Origin of the sequence: Streptomyces sp. NBC_01498, assembly GCF_036327775.1 — a bacterium.
Lineage (GTDB): Bacteria > Actinomycetota > Actinomycetes > Streptomycetales > Streptomycetaceae > Streptomyces.
Window position 1 is genome coordinate 6,839,426 of record NZ_CP109598.1, and the last position, 15,518, is coordinate 6,854,943.

Consider the following 15,518-nt stretch of genomic DNA (forward strand, 5'->3'; position numbering starts at 1 on the left):
CCAAGCAAATCCGGCCCCTCGCGGGTACGCAACCCCTCTCTCTCCTGCGGGTTTACCCTCCCGCGCCGCCCGAGTCCCGCACCGCCGGGGCCCCTTGGGCCGCCGGGTTCCGTCGCGGCGCCGGGGCCTGTCGAGTTGTCCGGGTTCCTTGAACTGTCGGCGCCGTCGGATCCGCCGGGCCCACCGACTGCCAGGTCCCCGAGAGCGGGCGCTGCCCCACCCCGCTCCGCGCCCAGTCGCAGACCCCGCCGGCGAACACCGCCCGCAGCTCCCGCAGTTCCGCGCCCGTGAACCGCACCGCGTAGTCCGCCGGATCAACGGCCTTGCGGCGGCAGGCGATCACGTCGTCGGCGAGCGGCGCGCCCGCGACCAGTCGCGGCGTCGGGAATGCCGGGTAGAGCGTCCCGCACGTACCCGCGTTGTCGTACGAGAGCCGCTGCGCGATCTTCCGGGGCTCCGGATCCCCGGTCCAGCACGCGTCGGTGAGCCCGGCCGGCTTGTGCGCGACGACCTCCCGCGCCGTCCACTCCGCGCGCGGCGCCCGCGCGGTCAGCGTTGTCAGCCAGGCGTCCATCTCCGTGAGCGCGTGCCGCAGCGCCGGGCTCCGGAGACTGAACCCGTACCGGTTGTCCTCCGCGAGCATCACCTGGTTGTCCGCGTGCCCGTTGGCCGCGACCAGCCGGGCGCGGGTGGAGTACCCGTGCACCGCCATGTGGATGTCACCGCCGGGCAGGTCGTCGGTGTACGAGCGGTGGTCGACGACCGGGGTGGCGGCCAGCCCGGCGCCGCCCCACAGGATGCGGCCCGTGCCGTACGCCGCCTCGGTCGCCGTACGGTCGGCGGCGGTACGCCCCGGGGTGAACCCGGCGTCGCGGTCGATGCCCCCGACCCGGGCGTTGAGGTCGAGGAACCGCCTGGTGTCGATCACACCCCTGTTGAGCGCGTCCAGGCCGTACTGCACCCCCGTGTTGTCCAGCGGGCGCAGCGCCGCCCCGGTGCGCCGGTCCCTCCCGTACACGTTCACGGTGTGGTCGAACACCGTGCCCCGCGCCCCGTCCGGGCGGGTGAGGGCGTCGTACCGCTGGTCCTCGGGCAGGGCCGCCGGGAACTCCGCGTCCGGGTCGAGACGCTTCGCGCCGTCGCTCAGATTCGGGATGCTCGCCCGCTCACGGAACCCGGCGACCGCGGTCTGCTGCTCCGCGCTGAACGTGCCGGGCGCGGTCGCCGTGAAGTAGTGGTCGAGCAGCCGGGCGTCCAGCAGGGTCGTGTTGGTCGCCGACGTCACGTCGGGGAAGCTGCACCCGACGATGATCCCGTCGAGCAGGCCGGGGTAGTTGTCGGCGGTCTGGTAGCTCTGGTACGAGCCTCCGGAGCATCCCCAGCCGATGGTGAAGCGCGGGACGCCGTACCGCTCCGTGAAGTGCTCCTTGACCGTCATCACGGTCTCGGACGCCAGCAGGTCGTTGCAGTTGTTGCCGAAGACATTCAGGGACGACGAGGCGACGGCGTATCCGCGCCCCAGCATCTCCGTGTCGAGGACGCCCCCGGTGTCGCTGCCCTGGGTGTACCAGCCGCCCCGGCAGCCGCCGCCGAAGGTGTACATCAGCCGCCCGTTCCAGCCCTCGGACGGCCGGGTCCGGGTCGGCGCGGGCGCGGCGGGGTCGGCCAGCATGGAGATCTGGTACACACCCCGGTTGAGGGTGCCCGTCTCGACGCGGATGAGGAACGGCACGCGCGCGCCGGTGCTCGTGGTGGTCGTCGCGAGGTCCGGGGGACGGCTCGCCGGGTCGGCCAGCGGTTTCACGGTGCCGTCGGTGGAGCGGTACGCGTGGTCGACCCGGGTCGTGACCGAGCAGTCCGCGTCCAGCGGCGGTCCCAGGGTGGAGCCGTCGACGAGCGTGAACCGTTCCGTACCGCAGACGAAGGGCCGCTCGTGCGGGCCGCTGATCACCGGACCCGTCGCCGGGTGGTCCCGCACCGTGAGCGCGGCCCGCGCGCCGGGCCTGCCGGGCACGGCCGCGACGAGCCGGTTGCGGCCCTCGCGCAGCGAGGTCACCAGGCCGGTCAGCGCCCTGGACCCGGCACCGGCAATGGCACCGGGACCGGGACCGGGACCGGCTCCGGCTCCGTCCGGCGTGAACGCCTCCGTGACATCCGTACCGTCCCGGGTGATCCGTACGTCCCCGGGGTCGATGCCCCTCGGCACCCCGACCCGGACCAGCACGTCGCCGCCGGTGACCACGGACGGCCGGGTCGACACGGTCTCCACGGTGAGCCGCGCGGCGCCCCCTCCCGGGCCGTCGCCCGGCCGCCCCACGGCGGCGCTCGGCAGCGCGGTCGGCAGCAGCGCGCCCAGGGTGAGCACGAGAGCGAGAACGGGCCGACGGGACACCGGTGAACCTCCACGATCCGTGACGCACCCACCGGCCGCACCGGGGCCGGTGAACACTCCTGTCACCTCCCTTCACTCCCGGACCGCCGAAAAGGTTCATCCCGGCCGGGCCCGGCGGACGCCGTCCAGGGGGGTCCCCGCCGCTCGCCCGCCCCTCGCACGGGGTGTAGAAAGGGGGCATGGCGGGACGCGACGGCCGCCCGCGCTCCGTTCTGAAGCTGAGAACAGTCGCAGGCCAGGTCTTTCTTCTCCAGGTGGCTATCGTCGTTCTGATCGTCGCCGCCGCCTCCGTCGCGCTCGTGATCCAGGGCCATACGGACAGTGACCGCGAGGCGCGCAACCGGTCGGTCGCCGTCGCCGAGACCTTCGCGAACTCGCCGGGCATCCAGGCCGCGCTGAAGAACCCCAACCCCGCCGAGGTCCTGCGCCGGCCCGCCGAACGGGCCAGGGAACGCTCCGGTGTCGACTTCATCGTCGTCCTGAACACCGACGGAATCCGCTACACCCATCCGATCCCCGACCGGGTCGGAAAGAAGTTCGTCGGCGACATCGAACCCGCCCTGCACGGTCACGTCATCACCCAGAAGCTCACCGGCACCATCGGCCCCGTCATCCAGGCGGTCGTCCCCGTCACCGACGCGCGCGGCAAGGTCGTGGGGCTGGTCTCCGCCGGAATCACCATCGAACGGGTCGGCAACGTGGTGGAGGACCAGTTCCCGCTCCTCTTCGGGTCCGCGGGCGCCGTCCTCCTCATCACCATGGGCGGTACGGCCCTGGTGAGCCGACGGCTGCGCCGCCAGACCCACGGGCTCGGACCCGCCGAGATGACCCGGATGTACGAGCACCACGACGCGGTCCTGCACGCCGTACGCGAAGGGGTGCTCATCGTCGGCGACGACAGCAGGCTGCTGCTCGCCAACGACGAGGCCCGCCGGCTTCTCGGCCTGCCGCCCGACGTGGAAGGCCGGTCCCTCGACGAACTGGGCCTGGACGCGGAAACCGGCACGCTGCTGCTCTCCGGCCGCACCGCCACCGACGAACTCCACCCCGTCGGCGACCGGCTCCTCGCCGTCAGCCAGCGCCCCACCGACCAGGACGGCGGCCCGCCCGGCAGCGTGACCACCCTGCGTGACACCACCGAACTCCAGGCGCTCACCGGGAAGGCCGACGTGGCCCGGGGGCGCCTGCGGATGCTGTACGACGCCGGGACCCGGATCGGTACGACCCTCGACGTGATCCGCACCTGCGAGGAACTGACCGGGTTCGCCGCCGACCACTTCGCCGACGTGGCGACGGTCGACCTGCTGGAGGCCGTACTGCGGGGCGAGGAACCGACCAGCGCCGTCGTCCTCGACATGCGGCGCGCCGCGCTGAGCGGCCAGGGCGAGAACACCGTGATCTACCCCCTCCACGAACTGATCCACTTCCCGCCGTCCACGCCGATGAGCGACGCCATCGTGCACGGCGAGCCGATCCTCGTCGCGAATCTCGGCGCGTTCTCCGGCTGGCACAAACAGGAACCCGAACGCGCCAGGAAGCTGGTCGAGGAGGAGGGCGTCCACTCGATGATCACCGTCCCGCTCCGGGCCCGCGGTGTCGTCCTCGGCGTCGCCACCTTCTGGCGCTCCACCCGGCCCGAGCCGTTCGAGGCCGAGGACCTGTCCGTGGCCGAGGAGATGGTCGCCCGCGCGGCCGTCAGCGTCGACAACGCCCGCCGCTACAACCGCGAGCACACCATGGCCGTCACCCTCCAGCGGAGTCTGCTGCCGCGCGGGCTGCCCGCCCTGAGCGGCATCGACGTCGCCTACCGGTATCTGCCCGCCCAGGCGGGACTCGGCGGGCTCGGCGGCGTCGGCGGCGACTGGTTCGACATCATCCCGCTGCCCGGCGCGCGGGTGGCGCTCGTCGTGGGCGACGTCGTCGGCCACGGGCTGCACGCCGCCGCCACCATGGGTCGGCTGCGTACCGCCGTGCACAACTTCTCGACCCTGGACCTGCCGCCCGACGAACTCCTGTGGCACCTCGACGAACTGGTGGCCCGTATCGACCAGGACGAGGCCGTCGACGGTGCCGAGGCCGGCGTCACCGGCGCCACCTGCCTCTACGCCATCTACGACCCGGTCTCCGGGACCTGCTCCATGGCACGGGCGGGCCACCTCCAGCCCGTCGTCGTCCACGAGGACGGTACGGCGGTCTTCGCCGACGTACCGGGCGGACCGCCGCTCGGGCTCGGCGGACTGCCCTTCGACACCCTGGAGGTCCATCTGCCGGAGAACAGCCGGCTGGTGATGTACACCGACGGGCTGGTCGAGGAGCGGCACCGGGACATCGACGAGGGCCTGTCGCTCCTGCGCCGTACGCTCGCCGAGCAGGCCGACCGGCCCCCGGAGGAGGCGTGCGACGCGGTCCTGCGGGCGCTGCTGCCCGAGCACCCGCGCGACGACATCGCCCTGCTGGTCGCGCGCACCCGGGTGCTGGACGGCGGGCACGTCGCCGACTGGGAGATCCCCGCCGACCCCTCCGCCGTCGGCAGGCTGCGGGCCGACGTCACCCGCAAACTCACCGAATGGGGCCTGTCCGAAGAGGCGTTCACCACCGAACTGATCCTCAGCGAACTCGTCACCAACGCGATCCGCTACGCGTCCGGGCCGATCCGGGTACGGCTGATCCGCGACCGCAGCCTGATCTGCGAGGTCTCCGACCACAGCAGCACCTCGCCGCATCTGCGCCAGGCGGCGGGCACCGACGAGGGAGGCCGCGGGCTCTTCCTGGTCGCCCAGTTCGCGGAGCGCTGGGGGACCCGTTACAGCGCCCAGGGCAAGGTCATCTGGACCGAACAGTCCCTCGGCGACGGCTGATCCGCCCTTCCCGGCGGCTTCCTTGACGTCTTCTTGGGAGAACGACGGCGTTTGAACCCGCCCGCACGGAGAACCCGGTCATGCGAAAGACGCAGTCGTGACCCGACGTCGTGACCTCGAGCCGTCGATCCGAAGACAGGGAGGTGCCCCGTGGGCATCATCGCGTGGATCTTTATCGGACTTCTCGCGGGAATCGTGGCGAAGGTCCTGCTGCCGGGCAAGGACCCCGGTGGCCTCATCGTCACCATGCTCATCGGAATCGCCGGCGGACTTCTCGGCGGCTGGCTCGGCAAGGTGCTGTTCGGAGTCGATTCCATCGACGGATTCTTCGACCTCTCCACCTGGATAGCCGCCGTTGTCGGCTCGCTCATCCTGCTGGTGCTCTTCCGGCTCGTCGCCGGGCGCAACCGCGGTGGCCGGCGCGCCTGACCCCGACCCCTCACGTACGGCGGCCCGCGGATCCCCCGCGGGCCGCCGTACGTGCGCGTGGCGCGGGAACACCGGATGTCAAACGGTGTTCCGCCGTACGGGAGCCGACGAGCGAGGTCGGTGCGGACGCCATACGCTTCAACAGGAGTACGAATTCAGGCTCCGCGGAGTGAGAACTCCGACAGACGTGGCAAAAGACGTGGCAATCGCCCGGTCACCCGTGGTGGAGCGCAATCCCGCGAACGACCGCCCGCGATGTTCCGCGTGTCTCTCAGGCCGGCGCGTTATCGGTCGGCACCGCTCAATCCGGCGCTCCTCACGCCGGGAAGAGAAAGGAGACCGGGTCCATGGGGCTGCTGCCTACCGTACTGATATGCGTGGTGTTTCCGGCCCTGATGCTGCTGATCACGCTGGGGCTCGGACGCATGGAGGAGTTCCTGCTGCCACACCTGCGGGCACCGCTCCCCGCCGACGGCGACCAGGACTCCCCGGCGGAGAACACCCGGCCCGGAAAGCCCGGCACCGGGGACGACGGCGACAGCGACGGCACGGACCCGCGCCCCGACGAGACCGGCCCCGCCAGGGCCCGCGCGCGGACCGTACGCAGCTCCGCCCGCCGCCGCGCCTACGGCACCCCGCGCCCCGTCGGCCGTACCAACACCGGCCCGCCGCGCGGCGCGCGCACGACCCCGCTGAGGTTCCGATGACCCAGCGCGCCGTCGTCCACGCCCTGCTCCGCTCCCACGGCACCACCTACGCCCAGGACGCGGGCATCAAACTCCGTGACACCCCCCAGCCGCTCTACCAACTGCTCGTCCTCGCCCTGCTGTTGAGCGCCCCCATCCGGGCCCGAGTCGCCGTCGCCACCTCGCGCGCGCTCAGCGACGCGGGCCTGCGCAGCGCGCACCGCACGGCCGACGCGACCTGGCAGCAGCGTGTCGACGCGCTGGTCCGGGGCGGCTACCGGCGTTACGACGAGAGCACCGCCACCCGGCTCGGTGACGGCGCCGACCTGCTGATCCGGCGCTGGCACGCCGACCCGCGCGGGATGCGCGCCGAGGCCGACGGAGACGTCCCGCACCTGCGGCATCTCCTCCAGGACCTGCCGGGGATCGGCCCGACCGGGGCGGACATCTTCCTGCGCGAGGTGCAGGGAGTCTGGCCCGAGGTCGTGCCCTACTTCGACACCAGGGCGCTGCACGGCGCCGACCGCCTGGGCCTCGCCGAGGACGCGACGGCCCTCGCCCGGCTGGCCGGGGACTCCGGCCCCGCGACCCTGGCCGCCGCCCTGGTCCGGGCGTCCCTGGACGACGACATCGTCCACGAATGCCTGCGCGAGGCCGGGCAGGACCACCGCAGCCGAAGCGACGGCGGCGGAAGCAACGGCGACCACAACCGAAGCAAGGGCCACGGCGGCGGACGGGGCACCTCCGCCTGAGACGTCCCGGCTCTCAGTACTCGCTGTCGATGCCCGTCACGAACGCCGGTCCCAGCGGCGCCTCGTCCGGCGAGAAACCCGCGCCGGTGAGCGCCGCACCCGCCACCCGCTTCGCCTCCGCCTCGGCGGCCCGCCTGTTGTCGGCCTCGATCTCCAGCCGGACGCTGAACGTGCCGCCCTCGTTGACCGTCAGCATGTCCAGCTCCTCGGCCTCGCCCAGCGCCGTGTTCTGCGGGTCCGAGGGCCGCAGACCGCGCAGCAGCGCCGCCCGTGAACCGGCGTCGAGCGTGCGCAGGAAGGTGCCCGGGACGGTGATGACGTACGCGGTCATGCGAACTCCTGGCGTTGACGGCCCCCGGGGTCCGTCCCCGGGGTACGGCGTGGGCTTCGCGCCCCACCTTGTGACCTGCCCCGTTTTCCGCCCCGATCACCTCCCGGCCCGCTGTCCCCGTCCGGATCGGCGTCCGTGTCCCCGCCCCCATCGCCGCCGGGATCCCCCGGTGAGTGTGCGATGCTGATAACTCCGCTCCTTTCCCTTCTCCCCGCCGAGGCACTATGCGCTGCGTCATCGCCCGCTTTCCCTTCGAACTGGTCAAGAGCGAGGTGCTGGAGGCGATGAAGGGCGTCAAGCCCGAACCGGTCACGGGTGAATGCGTGATCATCGGCCGCCGCACCTACCCCGTGAAGCAGGTCGGTGAAGTCATCACCCGCCAGGACCGCCGCGACTTCTCCGCCGCCGAGGTGACCCGCGCCCTGACCCGGCTCGGCTTCACCTGCCGCAGCGCGCCCGTCCCGGCCCCCGTGGCGGCACCTGACCCGGTGGACACCGCTTCCGCGCTGCTCGGCACCCCCGCGGGCTCCTGAGCGACCGCCGCAGACCACGCACACGGGGAGGGCCCGTCACCGACCGGTGACGGGCCCTCCCCGCGCATGACGGCAGCGCCGCCGGACAGCTCCTACGCGGACCAGCTGCGCGACGACGTACGCGCCACGCCCGACCGGCTCTGCGACCCGCCCGAGGAGCCCGAGCCGGACGGCCTGCGGCCCTGCCCCGGACGGCTGCGCCCCCGGCTGCCCGAACCGCTCTTGGCACGCTCCGAGACGGGGGTGGTGATGATGACGGGAACGCCTGAGGGTGCTTGGGCGCCGGTGATTCTGCTCAGTTCGGCTTCGCCGGAGCGGACCTGTGCGATCTGCGGGACGATGCCGGCGTCGGACATCAGGCGCGTCATCTCGCGGCGCTGGTTGGGCAGGACGAGGGTGACGACGCTGCCGGATTCCCCGGCGCGCGCGGTACGTCCGCCTCGGTGCAGGTAGTCCTTGTGGTCGCTGGGCGGGTCGACGTTCACGACGAGGTCGAGATTGTCGATGTGGATGCCGCGTGCGGCGACGTTCGTCGCCACGAGTACCGTCACATGGCCCGTCTTGAACCGGGCGAGTGTCCGGGTGCGCTGCGGCTGGGACTTGCCCCCGTGGAGCGCGGCGGCGCGTACTCCGCTGTTCAGCAGGTGCTCGGTGAGCCGGTCGACGGCGTGTTTGGTGTCCAGGAACATCAGTACCCGGCCGTCGCGTGCCGCGATCTCCGTGGTGGTGGCGTACTTGTCGGCGTTCTGTACGTGCAGGACGTGGTGCTCCATGGTGGTGACCGTGCCGACGGCCGCGTCCACGGAGTGGACCACCGGGTCGTGCAGGTAGCGGCGTACCAGCAGGTCGACGTTGCGGTCGAGTGTCGCGGAGAACAGCATGCGCTGGCCGTCCGGCCGTACCTGGTCGAGGAGCTCGGTGACCTGGGGCATGAAGCCCATGTCGGCCATCTGGTCGGCTTCGTCGAGGACGGTGATGGCCACCTGGTCCAACGCGCAGTCGCCGCGCTCGATCAGGTCCTTGAGCCGTCCGGGTGTCGCCACGACGATCTCGGCGCCGCCGCGCAGCGCGCCGGCCTGGCGGCCGATCGACATGCCGCCGACGACGGTGGCGAGCCGCAGCTTCAGCGCGCGGGCGTAGGGGGTGAGCGCGTCGGTGACCTGCTGGGCCAGCTCACGGGTCGGTACGAGCACGAGCACCAGCGGCTGCCTGGGCTGGGCGCGCTGGCCCGCCGTGCGGACCAGGAGCGCCAGACCGAAGGCGAGGGTCTTGCCGGAGCCGGTGCGCCCGCGGCCCAGGACGTCGCGGCCCGCGATCGAGTTCGGCAGCGTCGCGGCCTGGATGGGGAACGGCTCGCTCACGCCGAGGCCGGCGAGCGTCGTCATGACCGGGTCGGGCAGGTCGAGCTCGGCGAAGCTCGACACGGCGGGCAGGGCCGGTGTGAGGGTGACCGGCAGGGCGAACTCGCCCTGGAGGGCGGCGGGACGACGGCCGTAGCCGCCCCCGGACCGGCCGGAGGAGCCGGGGCGTCCGGAGCCGGACGACGACCCGGGGCGGAAGCGGCTGTTGCCTCCGGTGGAGCCGCCGGAGCGGGTACGGGAATAACGGTCGTTCGTGCGAGGCGTGCGGTTCAAGCTGAACCTCTCTCGATGCGGCACGTATCGAGGAACTCTTGGGCAGAATGACCGCGCAAGGAATCGCAAGAACGAGCCGGGGGAATACGAAGAACGGAACCGCGCCGGGACATGAGATCCGGAAACGGCGCGGGAAATCGGGTCGGAATCGACCGGTGGTGACGAGATGCGGCGACGGATCGCCGTGGTGCGGGGCCCGCGTCGGGCATGAGCCGGACGGCGGGCGGAAAACCGGCCCGCGCCGTGACCCGCGGGCCCCGGCCGCACCGGGCGGGCCCGGGGAAAAGGCAACGCAGCCGGGGCCCGCATCGCAAGGTGCGGGCCCCAGCTACGTCATACGTCTTGGTGTCAGGCGGGGACGATGTTCTCCGCCTGCGGGCCCTTCTGGCCCTGCGTGACGTCGAAGGTCACCTTCTGGCCTTCCTGGAGCTCACGGAAGCCCTGGGCGGCGATGTTCGAGTAGTGGGCGAAGACGTCGGCGCCGCCGCCGTCCTGCTCGATGAAGCCGAAGCCCTTTTCCGCGTTGAACCACTTGACGGTGCCACTAGCCATTTTGATCTCCTTCAGGGCAATGCTGCCCGGGAGTCCGCACTGTGCGGACTCCGCGTCGCCTGAGATGATTGCCCCGTCCGGAGAAATACCGGAAATACAAAAGTGCGCCCACCGGCACATAAAGTCGGCGAGAGCACTTGAAGTTTTCGGGAACCACAACTGCAACTGAAGGACACACTAGCACGGTGGATCCGGCCGAGTACGGGCTGTCCCGGAGAACCGGGCGGGCGCACGGGAAAATCACGCGAGTCGCCGGAGAATTTTCCGGATCCGCGATCGGGGAATATTCTCCGGTTCTTCACCGGACCGTGTCCCGGCGACGTGCCGCGGTGCGTCCGAAAACCGTTCCGGGGAGCGTGCGCGGGGCCGTTCGGCGGGCGGCGTTCAGGGGGCGCGGACGTACGGCGTGGTCGTGGCCAGTTCCGCGAAGCCGAGCCGCCGCAGGATGGGCCGGCTCTCGCGCGACGCGTCGACCTGGAGATAGCGGTAGCCCCGTTCGGCGGCCAGCCGGGTACGGAAGGCGACCAGCGCGCGGTAGAGACCCCGGCCGCGCCAGCCGGGGACGGTGCCGCCGCCCCAGAGACCGGCGAAGTCCGTACCGGGCGGCAGCTCCATCCGGGCCGCGCTGACCGGGGTGTCGCCGGCGAGGGCGACCACCGCCGCCACACTGCCCGGCGCGGCGGCGAGTTGGCCCAGCAGCCGCTCACGGGTGTGCGCCCGGTCCTCGCCGAACGCCCGCTCGTGGACCTCGGCCATCAGCTCCACGCCCGCCGCGTCGGTCACCGCGACCAGCCGCACCCCGTCGGGCAGCGGGACATGACCGGGCAGCCCGGCGGTCTCGGCGATCATCAGGGTCTCCGGCGGTTCGGGAGTGAATCCGGCCGCGAGAAGCCGTCCGGCGAGGTCGGCGGGCCCGTCGTAGGAGTAGAGCTTCCACTCGAACTCCAGCCCCAGCGAGGCGAAATGGCGTATCTGCCCGGCGATCGCGGCATCCGCGGAGTCCGCGTCGAGAGCGGACCACAGCACGCCGTTCCAGCCGCCTTCCGGCGCCGCGCCGGGGCCGCCGACCGTCTGCCGGACGACCGCGCCGACCCGTTCGACCACGGCTCCGGGGCCGTCGGCCGGGGCTTCCCTGCGCATCTGGCGGTCGAACCGCGCGCGTACGTCCTCCGTGTCCATCCGCCCACCCCACCGGAGACCCGACCCCCACCGCAACCGGGTTGTCCGCGACGGCGTTGCTCAGGCCGCCCGGCGGGTCTCGGTGAGGCGGGCGAAGGCGACGACGTTGCCCTGGTACCCGGTCCGCTCCGTGTAGCCGCCGCCGCAGGTGATCAGGCGCAGTTCCGGTGCCCCGGTCGCGCGGTAGACGCTCCTGGCGGGGAAGTCCCGCTTGGGGAAGCCCTCGACGCCGTAGACGGTGAACACCGCCGTGGTGCCGTCGGCACGGCTCACCTCGACCCGGCTGCCCCGGGCGATCCTGCCCAGGTCGTAGAAGACCGCCGGGCCCTTCCCGGTGTCGACATGGCCCACGATCACCGAGGTGCCCTGCTCGCCGGGGGTGACCGATCCCCGGAAGTGGCCCGCGAGTCCGGGCCGGTCGGCGGGCGGCGCGTCGATCCAGCCGTCCGCGTCCAGGGACACCCGGGTGAGCGGCGCGTCGACGCGTACGGAGGGGATGCGGAGCCGGGTCGCGGGGGAGAGCGGCAGCGGCGGCGCCGCCCGTGCCGCCGTGCCCGCCGGTTTCGGCATCGGGACCGGCCGCGCGCCCGTCCGGGCGTTCGCCTCGGCCCCGGCGGGCCCCGGCGGCAGCACGACCCGGCCCTCCACGCTGAGCCGGACCACGAAGACGCCCACCAGCAGGAGCAGGACGAGCGACGCCCACCGGGAGGCCCGGAGCCGTTCCGTCTCGGTCACCGGGAGCCGTTCGCCGACCGGTCGCGGGCGAGCCGGACGCCGCCCGCCACCGCGAGCGCGACGACCGCCGCCCCGACCGCCAGACCCGCCGTGTGCGGTCCGCCGTCGGTGCTGCCGCCGACACCCGCCCTGACGCCCTGGTGCGCGCCCTCCTCGTAGGGGTCCTTCGGCTCGTGGGGCCGCTGCCCGGGAGGCTCCGGCCGGTCCGGGGGCTTCGGGTGGTCCGGCCGGGGCGGCTCCCAGGGACCGGGCGGCTTCGCCGAGTGCGGCGGCCTGTCCGGCTTCCCGGGCCGGTGCGGCTTCCCGGGCCCGCCCGGCCTGATCGTCAGCGGCACCGAACGGATCACCCCGTCGCAGTCGAAGGTGATCTCGTACTCGGCCTCCGGTTTCACGTCGTCGAAGATCCGGGCCGACTTCGTGCCGCCCTCTTCGAGGGTGACGGTCTCGAACACCCCCGACGACACGGTCACGGTCGGCACCTGGCACCCGGCCGTCGACACCGTCACCTCGCCGCCCGGCTCGACCGCCTCGGGGGAGACGCTGTACTCGTACTCCGCCTCGTCACCCGCGAACGCCGGCGCCGCCGCCCCGAGAAGGAGTGCCGCGACGCCCGCGACCGCCGCCGGGGCCGTACCTGTCGTGCGCATCGGATCTCCACTCGTGAGCGTCCCGCCGTACGTCGGAGGCGTCCCGGCGGGAAATACCGGGCGCACCGCACAGCGATCCCGACGCTAGAAGTGATGAATTGTCAGCGCACTCCGGGAGCCGTTCGGCGCCGCCAGTCGGGTTATCGAAGGCGGTCCCGGAACGGAGGGCGCGGCAACGCGTAACCGGTGAGCTGGATGTGATGGATGGGGTGGAAAAGGAGGGTCGGCCATGGCCCGAAATCTTCGAACATCTGACCTGCTGGTGGGTCGGGCACGCTTTTCCCCGCATACGGCGCCGTGAATTCCCCGAAACCCGGACGGCGGAGCGGTGCCGCGTGCCATGCTCGGTAAGCACCCTTACCGGCGACCGCGTACGGATATGCGATGTGCGGCCCGCGGTGTCGCGAGGTGGTGGGGCGAGGGGCGAGGCGGGCCGGTCGGACACGGGGAGGGCCGAATGGACGTGACGGACGATCCCGGGGACGGCACGGCCGGTTTCCCGCTCGGCGGCGGGGACGCCCGCAAGGCGCTGCGCCGGGAGCGGCTGCTGACGACGGCCACCGACCTCTTCACCACGCGTGGCTACGTGGGCACGTCGATCGAACGGATCTGCGCCACCGCGCGTGTGTCGATCCGCGCTTTCTACCAGGAGTTCGAGGGGCGCGAGGCCCTGCTGATCGCCCTGCACAACCAGGTCGCGCAGGCGGGCATGGCGGCCACCGTGACGGCGCTCGGCGAGCCCGGCATGGACACGGCCGACACCCGGACCCGGGTGAGCGCGCTCGTCCGTGCCTTCGTCGCCGCCGTGACCGCCGATCTCGCCTCCGCGAAGGTCGCCTTCGTCGAGGTGATCGGGGTCAACCGCGCGGTGGAGGAGCACCGGGTGATCTGGCGCAGCCTGTGGACCGACTTCCTCACCGGCGAGGCCGACCGTGCCGTCGCCAGGGGAGAGGCGGCGCCGCGCGACCACACGCTGGCGATCGTCGCGCTGATCGGTGCCATCAACGAGCTGATCGCGCACTGGGCGCGCGGCAACGGAACGCTGCCGCGCGAGGTGGTGGCGGACGAGACGATCCGGCACGTGCTCGCCACGATCGGCCGTCCCACGAAGGAGCCGGGCCCCGGCGCCGTACCGGCCGACGAGGGGGCGTGAGGACATGACCGGGCTCTGGCACCAGGTCATGCGGACCATGTCCCAGCCGGACGCGGCCCCCGACGACGACATCCTCGCGCTGGCCGCCGCCGACATCGCCCTGCGCGACCACCCGGAACCGCCCGCGGACGCCGATGTCGTCCTCGACATCGCCCGTACGGAGTTCGCCGCCGTACTGACCGTGCGGCAGGCCCGGTTCGCGCTCCAGCAGGCCCGCGAGAGGGTCCGGGGACGGACGGCCCCGGGCCGGGCGGGCGACGACGGGGACGGCTGACCGGAGACGCCGGGCCGGGTGTCTCGGCGGGGCCGCACCGCCGGGAGGGCGGCCCGTCCGCTCCGTTAGCCTGAGCGGACGATGAACCGTTTGACGACGCCCTGGGGCGATCTCGACCTTGCCCGTTTTCCCGAGCAGCCCCGCGACACGCTCCGGGCCTGGGACGCGGCCGACGAGTATCTGCTGAGGCATCTCGCCGACGCCGAGGACGCCCCAGGGGCGGACACGGACACCGATCCCGGGTCAGCCACCCGGACGGACACCGGGGCCGGCGCACCGGGCGGCGACGGGCGCGCGGGCGCCGGCCTCTCCGGACGGGTCGTCGTCCTCGGTGACCGGTGGGGCGCGCTCGCCACCGCGCTCGCCCCGCACCGCCCCGTACAGATCACCGACTCCTACCTCACCCAGCGGGCGACCCGCGCCAATCTGCGGCGCAACGGCATCGACGCCGACGCCGTACGCCTGCGGACGGTACGGGACACCCCGCCCGAGCGGATCGACGTCCTGCTCGTCCGGGTGCCCAAGAGCCTGTCGCTCCTGGAGGACCAGCTCCACCGGCTGGCGCCCGCCGTGCGGCCGGGGACCGTCGTCGTCGGCACCGGCCGGGTCACCGAGATCCACACCTCCACCCTCAAACTCTTCGAACGGATCCTCGGCCCGACCCGGACCTCGCTCGCGGTCAAGAAGGCACGGCTGATCTTCTGCGCGCCGGACACCGACCGTGCCGGAGGCGGCCGTGCCGGGACGGGGCCCTGGCCGGTCTCGTACACCGTGCCCGAGGGAGCCGGTACGGCCACGGGGCTGACCGTCGTCAACCACGCGGGCATCTTCTGCGCCGAACGCCTCGACATCGGCACCCGGTTCTTCCTGCGCCATCTGCCCGAACGCCGGGGCCGGGAGCATGTCGTGGACCTCGGCTGCGGCAACGGTGTCGTCGGCACCGCCGCCGCCAGGGCCAACCCGGAGGCCCGGCTGACCTTCGTCGACGAGTCCTTCTCGGCCGTGGCGTCCGCCCGCGCGACCTTCACCGAGAACGTCGGTACGGACCGCCCGGTGGAGTTCGTCGTCGGCGACGGACCGGCGGACGTGGCGGCCGGGTCGGCCGATCTCGTCCTGAACAACCCGCCCTTCCACACGCATCAGACGACCGGGGACGCCACGGCCTGGCGGATGTTCACCGGATCGCGCGAGGCACTGCGCCGGGGCGGCGAACTGTGGGTGGTCGGCAACCGCCATCTCGGCTACCACACCAAACTGCGGCGCCTCTTCGGCAACTGCGACGTCATGGCGAGCGACCCGAAGTTCGTGGTCCTGCGGTCCGTACGGCGCTGACACCGTGGGACCCGTACGGCCCTGGGACCGT

15 protein-coding genes are annotated in these 15,518 nt (G+C 72.6%); 8 read left to right on the forward strand and 7 right to left on the reverse strand.

The window, feature by feature from the left end:
• Positions 1-52 precede the first annotated feature (52 nt).
• On the reverse strand, positions 53-2,392 hold the full coding sequence (locus OG875_RS29235) for a DUF6351 family protein (protein ID WP_330177236.1): 2,340 nt from the start codon (positions 2,390-2,392) through the stop codon (positions 53-55).
• Positions 2,393-2,571: 179 nt separating this feature from the next.
• Between OG875_RS29235 and OG875_RS29240 the strand changes: the two genes are divergently transcribed.
• The 4 genes from OG875_RS29240 to OG875_RS29255 all read left to right on the forward strand — a co-directional run bounded on the left by OG875_RS29240 (position 2,572) and on the right by OG875_RS29255 (position 7,117).
• Positions 2,572-5,250: a SpoIIE family protein phosphatase gene (locus OG875_RS29240; RefSeq protein ID WP_330177237.1), complete on the forward strand. Its 2,679-nt coding sequence runs from the start codon at positions 2,572-2,574 to the stop codon at positions 5,248-5,250.
• 150 nt (positions 5,251-5,400) lie between these two features.
• Positions 5,401-5,679, forward strand: a complete 279-nt coding sequence (locus OG875_RS29245; protein ID WP_330177238.1) for a GlsB/YeaQ/YmgE family stress response membrane protein — start codon at positions 5,401-5,403, stop codon at positions 5,677-5,679.
• Between the two features lie 347 nt (positions 5,680-6,026).
• Entirely contained in the window at positions 6,027-6,386 is a 360-nt protein-coding gene (locus OG875_RS29250) for a hypothetical protein (RefSeq protein ID WP_330177239.1), read from the forward strand.
• Positions 6,383-7,117: an endonuclease gene (locus tag OG875_RS29255; RefSeq protein WP_330177240.1), complete on the forward strand. Its 735-nt coding sequence runs from the start codon at positions 6,383-6,385 to the stop codon at positions 7,115-7,117. Before OG875_RS29250 ends, OG875_RS29255 begins: the two co-directional genes overlap by 4 nt.
• 13 nt (positions 7,118-7,130) lie before the next feature.
• Here OG875_RS29255 and OG875_RS29260 read toward each other — a convergent pair whose 3' ends face one another.
• Positions 7,131-7,448: a hypothetical protein gene (locus OG875_RS29260; RefSeq protein ID WP_330177241.1), complete on the reverse strand. Its 318-nt coding sequence runs from the start codon at positions 7,446-7,448 to the stop codon at positions 7,131-7,133.
• Between the two features lie 224 nt (positions 7,449-7,672).
• Here OG875_RS29260 and OG875_RS29265 point away from each other — a divergent pair, with 224 nt between their 5' ends.
• Positions 7,673-7,981, forward strand: coding sequence for an SCO5918 family protein (locus OG875_RS29265; protein WP_330177242.1), 309 nt, complete (start codon positions 7,673-7,675; stop codon positions 7,979-7,981).
• A 92-nt stretch (positions 7,982-8,073) separates the two neighbouring features.
• Here the strand turns inward: OG875_RS29265 and OG875_RS29270 are convergent, their stop codons facing one another.
• The 5 genes from OG875_RS29270 to OG875_RS29290 all read right to left on the reverse strand — a co-directional run bounded on the left by OG875_RS29270 (position 8,074) and on the right by OG875_RS29290 (position 12,728).
• A complete protein-coding gene (locus OG875_RS29270) occupies positions 8,074-9,615 on the reverse strand; it encodes a DEAD/DEAH box helicase (protein WP_330177243.1) in 1,542 nt (513 codons plus the stop codon).
• Positions 9,616-9,963: 348 nt separating this feature from the next.
• Positions 9,964-10,167: a cold-shock protein gene (locus OG875_RS29275; protein ID WP_161307368.1), complete on the reverse strand. Its 204-nt coding sequence runs from the start codon at positions 10,165-10,167 to the stop codon at positions 9,964-9,966.
• Between the two features lie 384 nt (positions 10,168-10,551).
• On the reverse strand, positions 10,552-11,346 hold the full coding sequence (locus tag OG875_RS29280) for a GNAT family N-acetyltransferase (protein WP_330177244.1): 795 nt from the start codon (positions 11,344-11,346) through the stop codon (positions 10,552-10,554).
• 60 nt (positions 11,347-11,406) lie between these two features.
• Positions 11,407-12,081 (reverse strand): class F sortase, encoded by a 675-nt coding sequence (locus tag OG875_RS29285; RefSeq protein WP_330177245.1) that lies wholly within the window; start codon positions 12,079-12,081, stop codon positions 11,407-11,409.
• The gene (locus tag OG875_RS29290; RefSeq protein ID WP_330177246.1) at positions 12,078-12,728 is read right to left on the reverse strand and encodes a hypothetical protein; all 651 of its coding nucleotides are present in this window, start codon (positions 12,726-12,728) and stop codon (positions 12,078-12,080) included. Before OG875_RS29290 ends, OG875_RS29285 begins: the two co-directional genes overlap by 4 nt.
• A gap of 457 nt (positions 12,729-13,185) precedes the next feature.
• Here OG875_RS29290 and OG875_RS29295 point away from each other — a divergent pair, with 457 nt between their 5' ends.
• The 3 genes from OG875_RS29295 to OG875_RS29305 all read left to right on the forward strand — a co-directional run bounded on the left by OG875_RS29295 (position 13,186) and on the right by OG875_RS29305 (position 15,487).
• Positions 13,186-13,881 carry a TetR/AcrR family transcriptional regulator gene (locus tag OG875_RS29295; RefSeq protein ID WP_330177247.1) on the forward strand — a complete coding sequence of 232 codons (696 nt, stop codon included), beginning with the start codon at positions 13,186-13,188 and terminating at the stop codon, positions 13,879-13,881.
• Positions 13,882-13,885: 4 nt separating this feature from the next.
• Positions 13,886-14,155 carry a hypothetical protein gene (locus OG875_RS29300; RefSeq protein WP_330177248.1) on the forward strand — a complete coding sequence of 90 codons (270 nt, stop codon included), beginning with the start codon at positions 13,886-13,888 and terminating at the stop codon, positions 14,153-14,155.
• An 81-nt stretch (positions 14,156-14,236) separates the two neighbouring features.
• Positions 14,237-15,487, forward strand: coding sequence for a methyltransferase (locus OG875_RS29305; RefSeq protein WP_330177249.1), 1,251 nt, complete (start codon positions 14,237-14,239; stop codon positions 15,485-15,487).
• Positions 15,488-15,518 lie beyond the last annotated feature (31 nt).

What these genes read in the sequence shown, in the direction of transcription:
- OG875_RS29265 (WP_330177242.1), top strand. Translation starts at nt 7,673, where the DNA reads ATGCGCTGCGTCATCGCCCGCTTTCCCTTCGAACTGGTCAAGAGCGAG.
- OG875_RS29295 (WP_330177247.1), top strand. Translation starts at nt 13,186, where the DNA reads ATGGACGTGACGGACGATCCCGGGGACGGCACGGCCGGTTTCCCGCTC.
- OG875_RS29260 (WP_330177241.1), bottom strand. Translation starts at nt 7,448, where the DNA reads ATGACCGCGTACGTCATCACCGTCCCGGGCACCTTCCTGCGCACGCTC.
- OG875_RS29305 (WP_330177249.1), top strand. Translation starts at nt 14,237, where the DNA reads ATGAACCGTTTGACGACGCCCTGGGGCGATCTCGACCTTGCCCGTTTT.
- OG875_RS29300 (WP_330177248.1), top strand. Translation starts at nt 13,886, where the DNA reads ATGACCGGGCTCTGGCACCAGGTCATGCGGACCATGTCCCAGCCGGAC.
- OG875_RS29250 (WP_330177239.1), top strand. Translation starts at nt 6,027, where the DNA reads ATGGGGCTGCTGCCTACCGTACTGATATGCGTGGTGTTTCCGGCCCTG.
- OG875_RS29290 (WP_330177246.1), bottom strand. Translation starts at nt 12,728, where the DNA reads ATGCGCACGACAGGTACGGCCCCGGCGGCGGTCGCGGGCGTCGCGGCA.
- OG875_RS29280 (WP_330177244.1), bottom strand. Translation starts at nt 11,346, where the DNA reads ATGGACACGGAGGACGTACGCGCGCGGTTCGACCGCCAGATGCGCAGG.
- OG875_RS29240 (WP_330177237.1), top strand. Translation starts at nt 2,572, where the DNA reads ATGGCGGGACGCGACGGCCGCCCGCGCTCCGTTCTGAAGCTGAGAACA.
- OG875_RS29255 (WP_330177240.1), top strand. Translation starts at nt 6,383, where the DNA reads ATGACCCAGCGCGCCGTCGTCCACGCCCTGCTCCGCTCCCACGGCACC.
- OG875_RS29275 (WP_161307368.1), bottom strand. Translation starts at nt 10,167, where the DNA reads ATGGCTAGTGGCACCGTCAAGTGGTTCAACGCGGAAAAGGGCTTCGGC.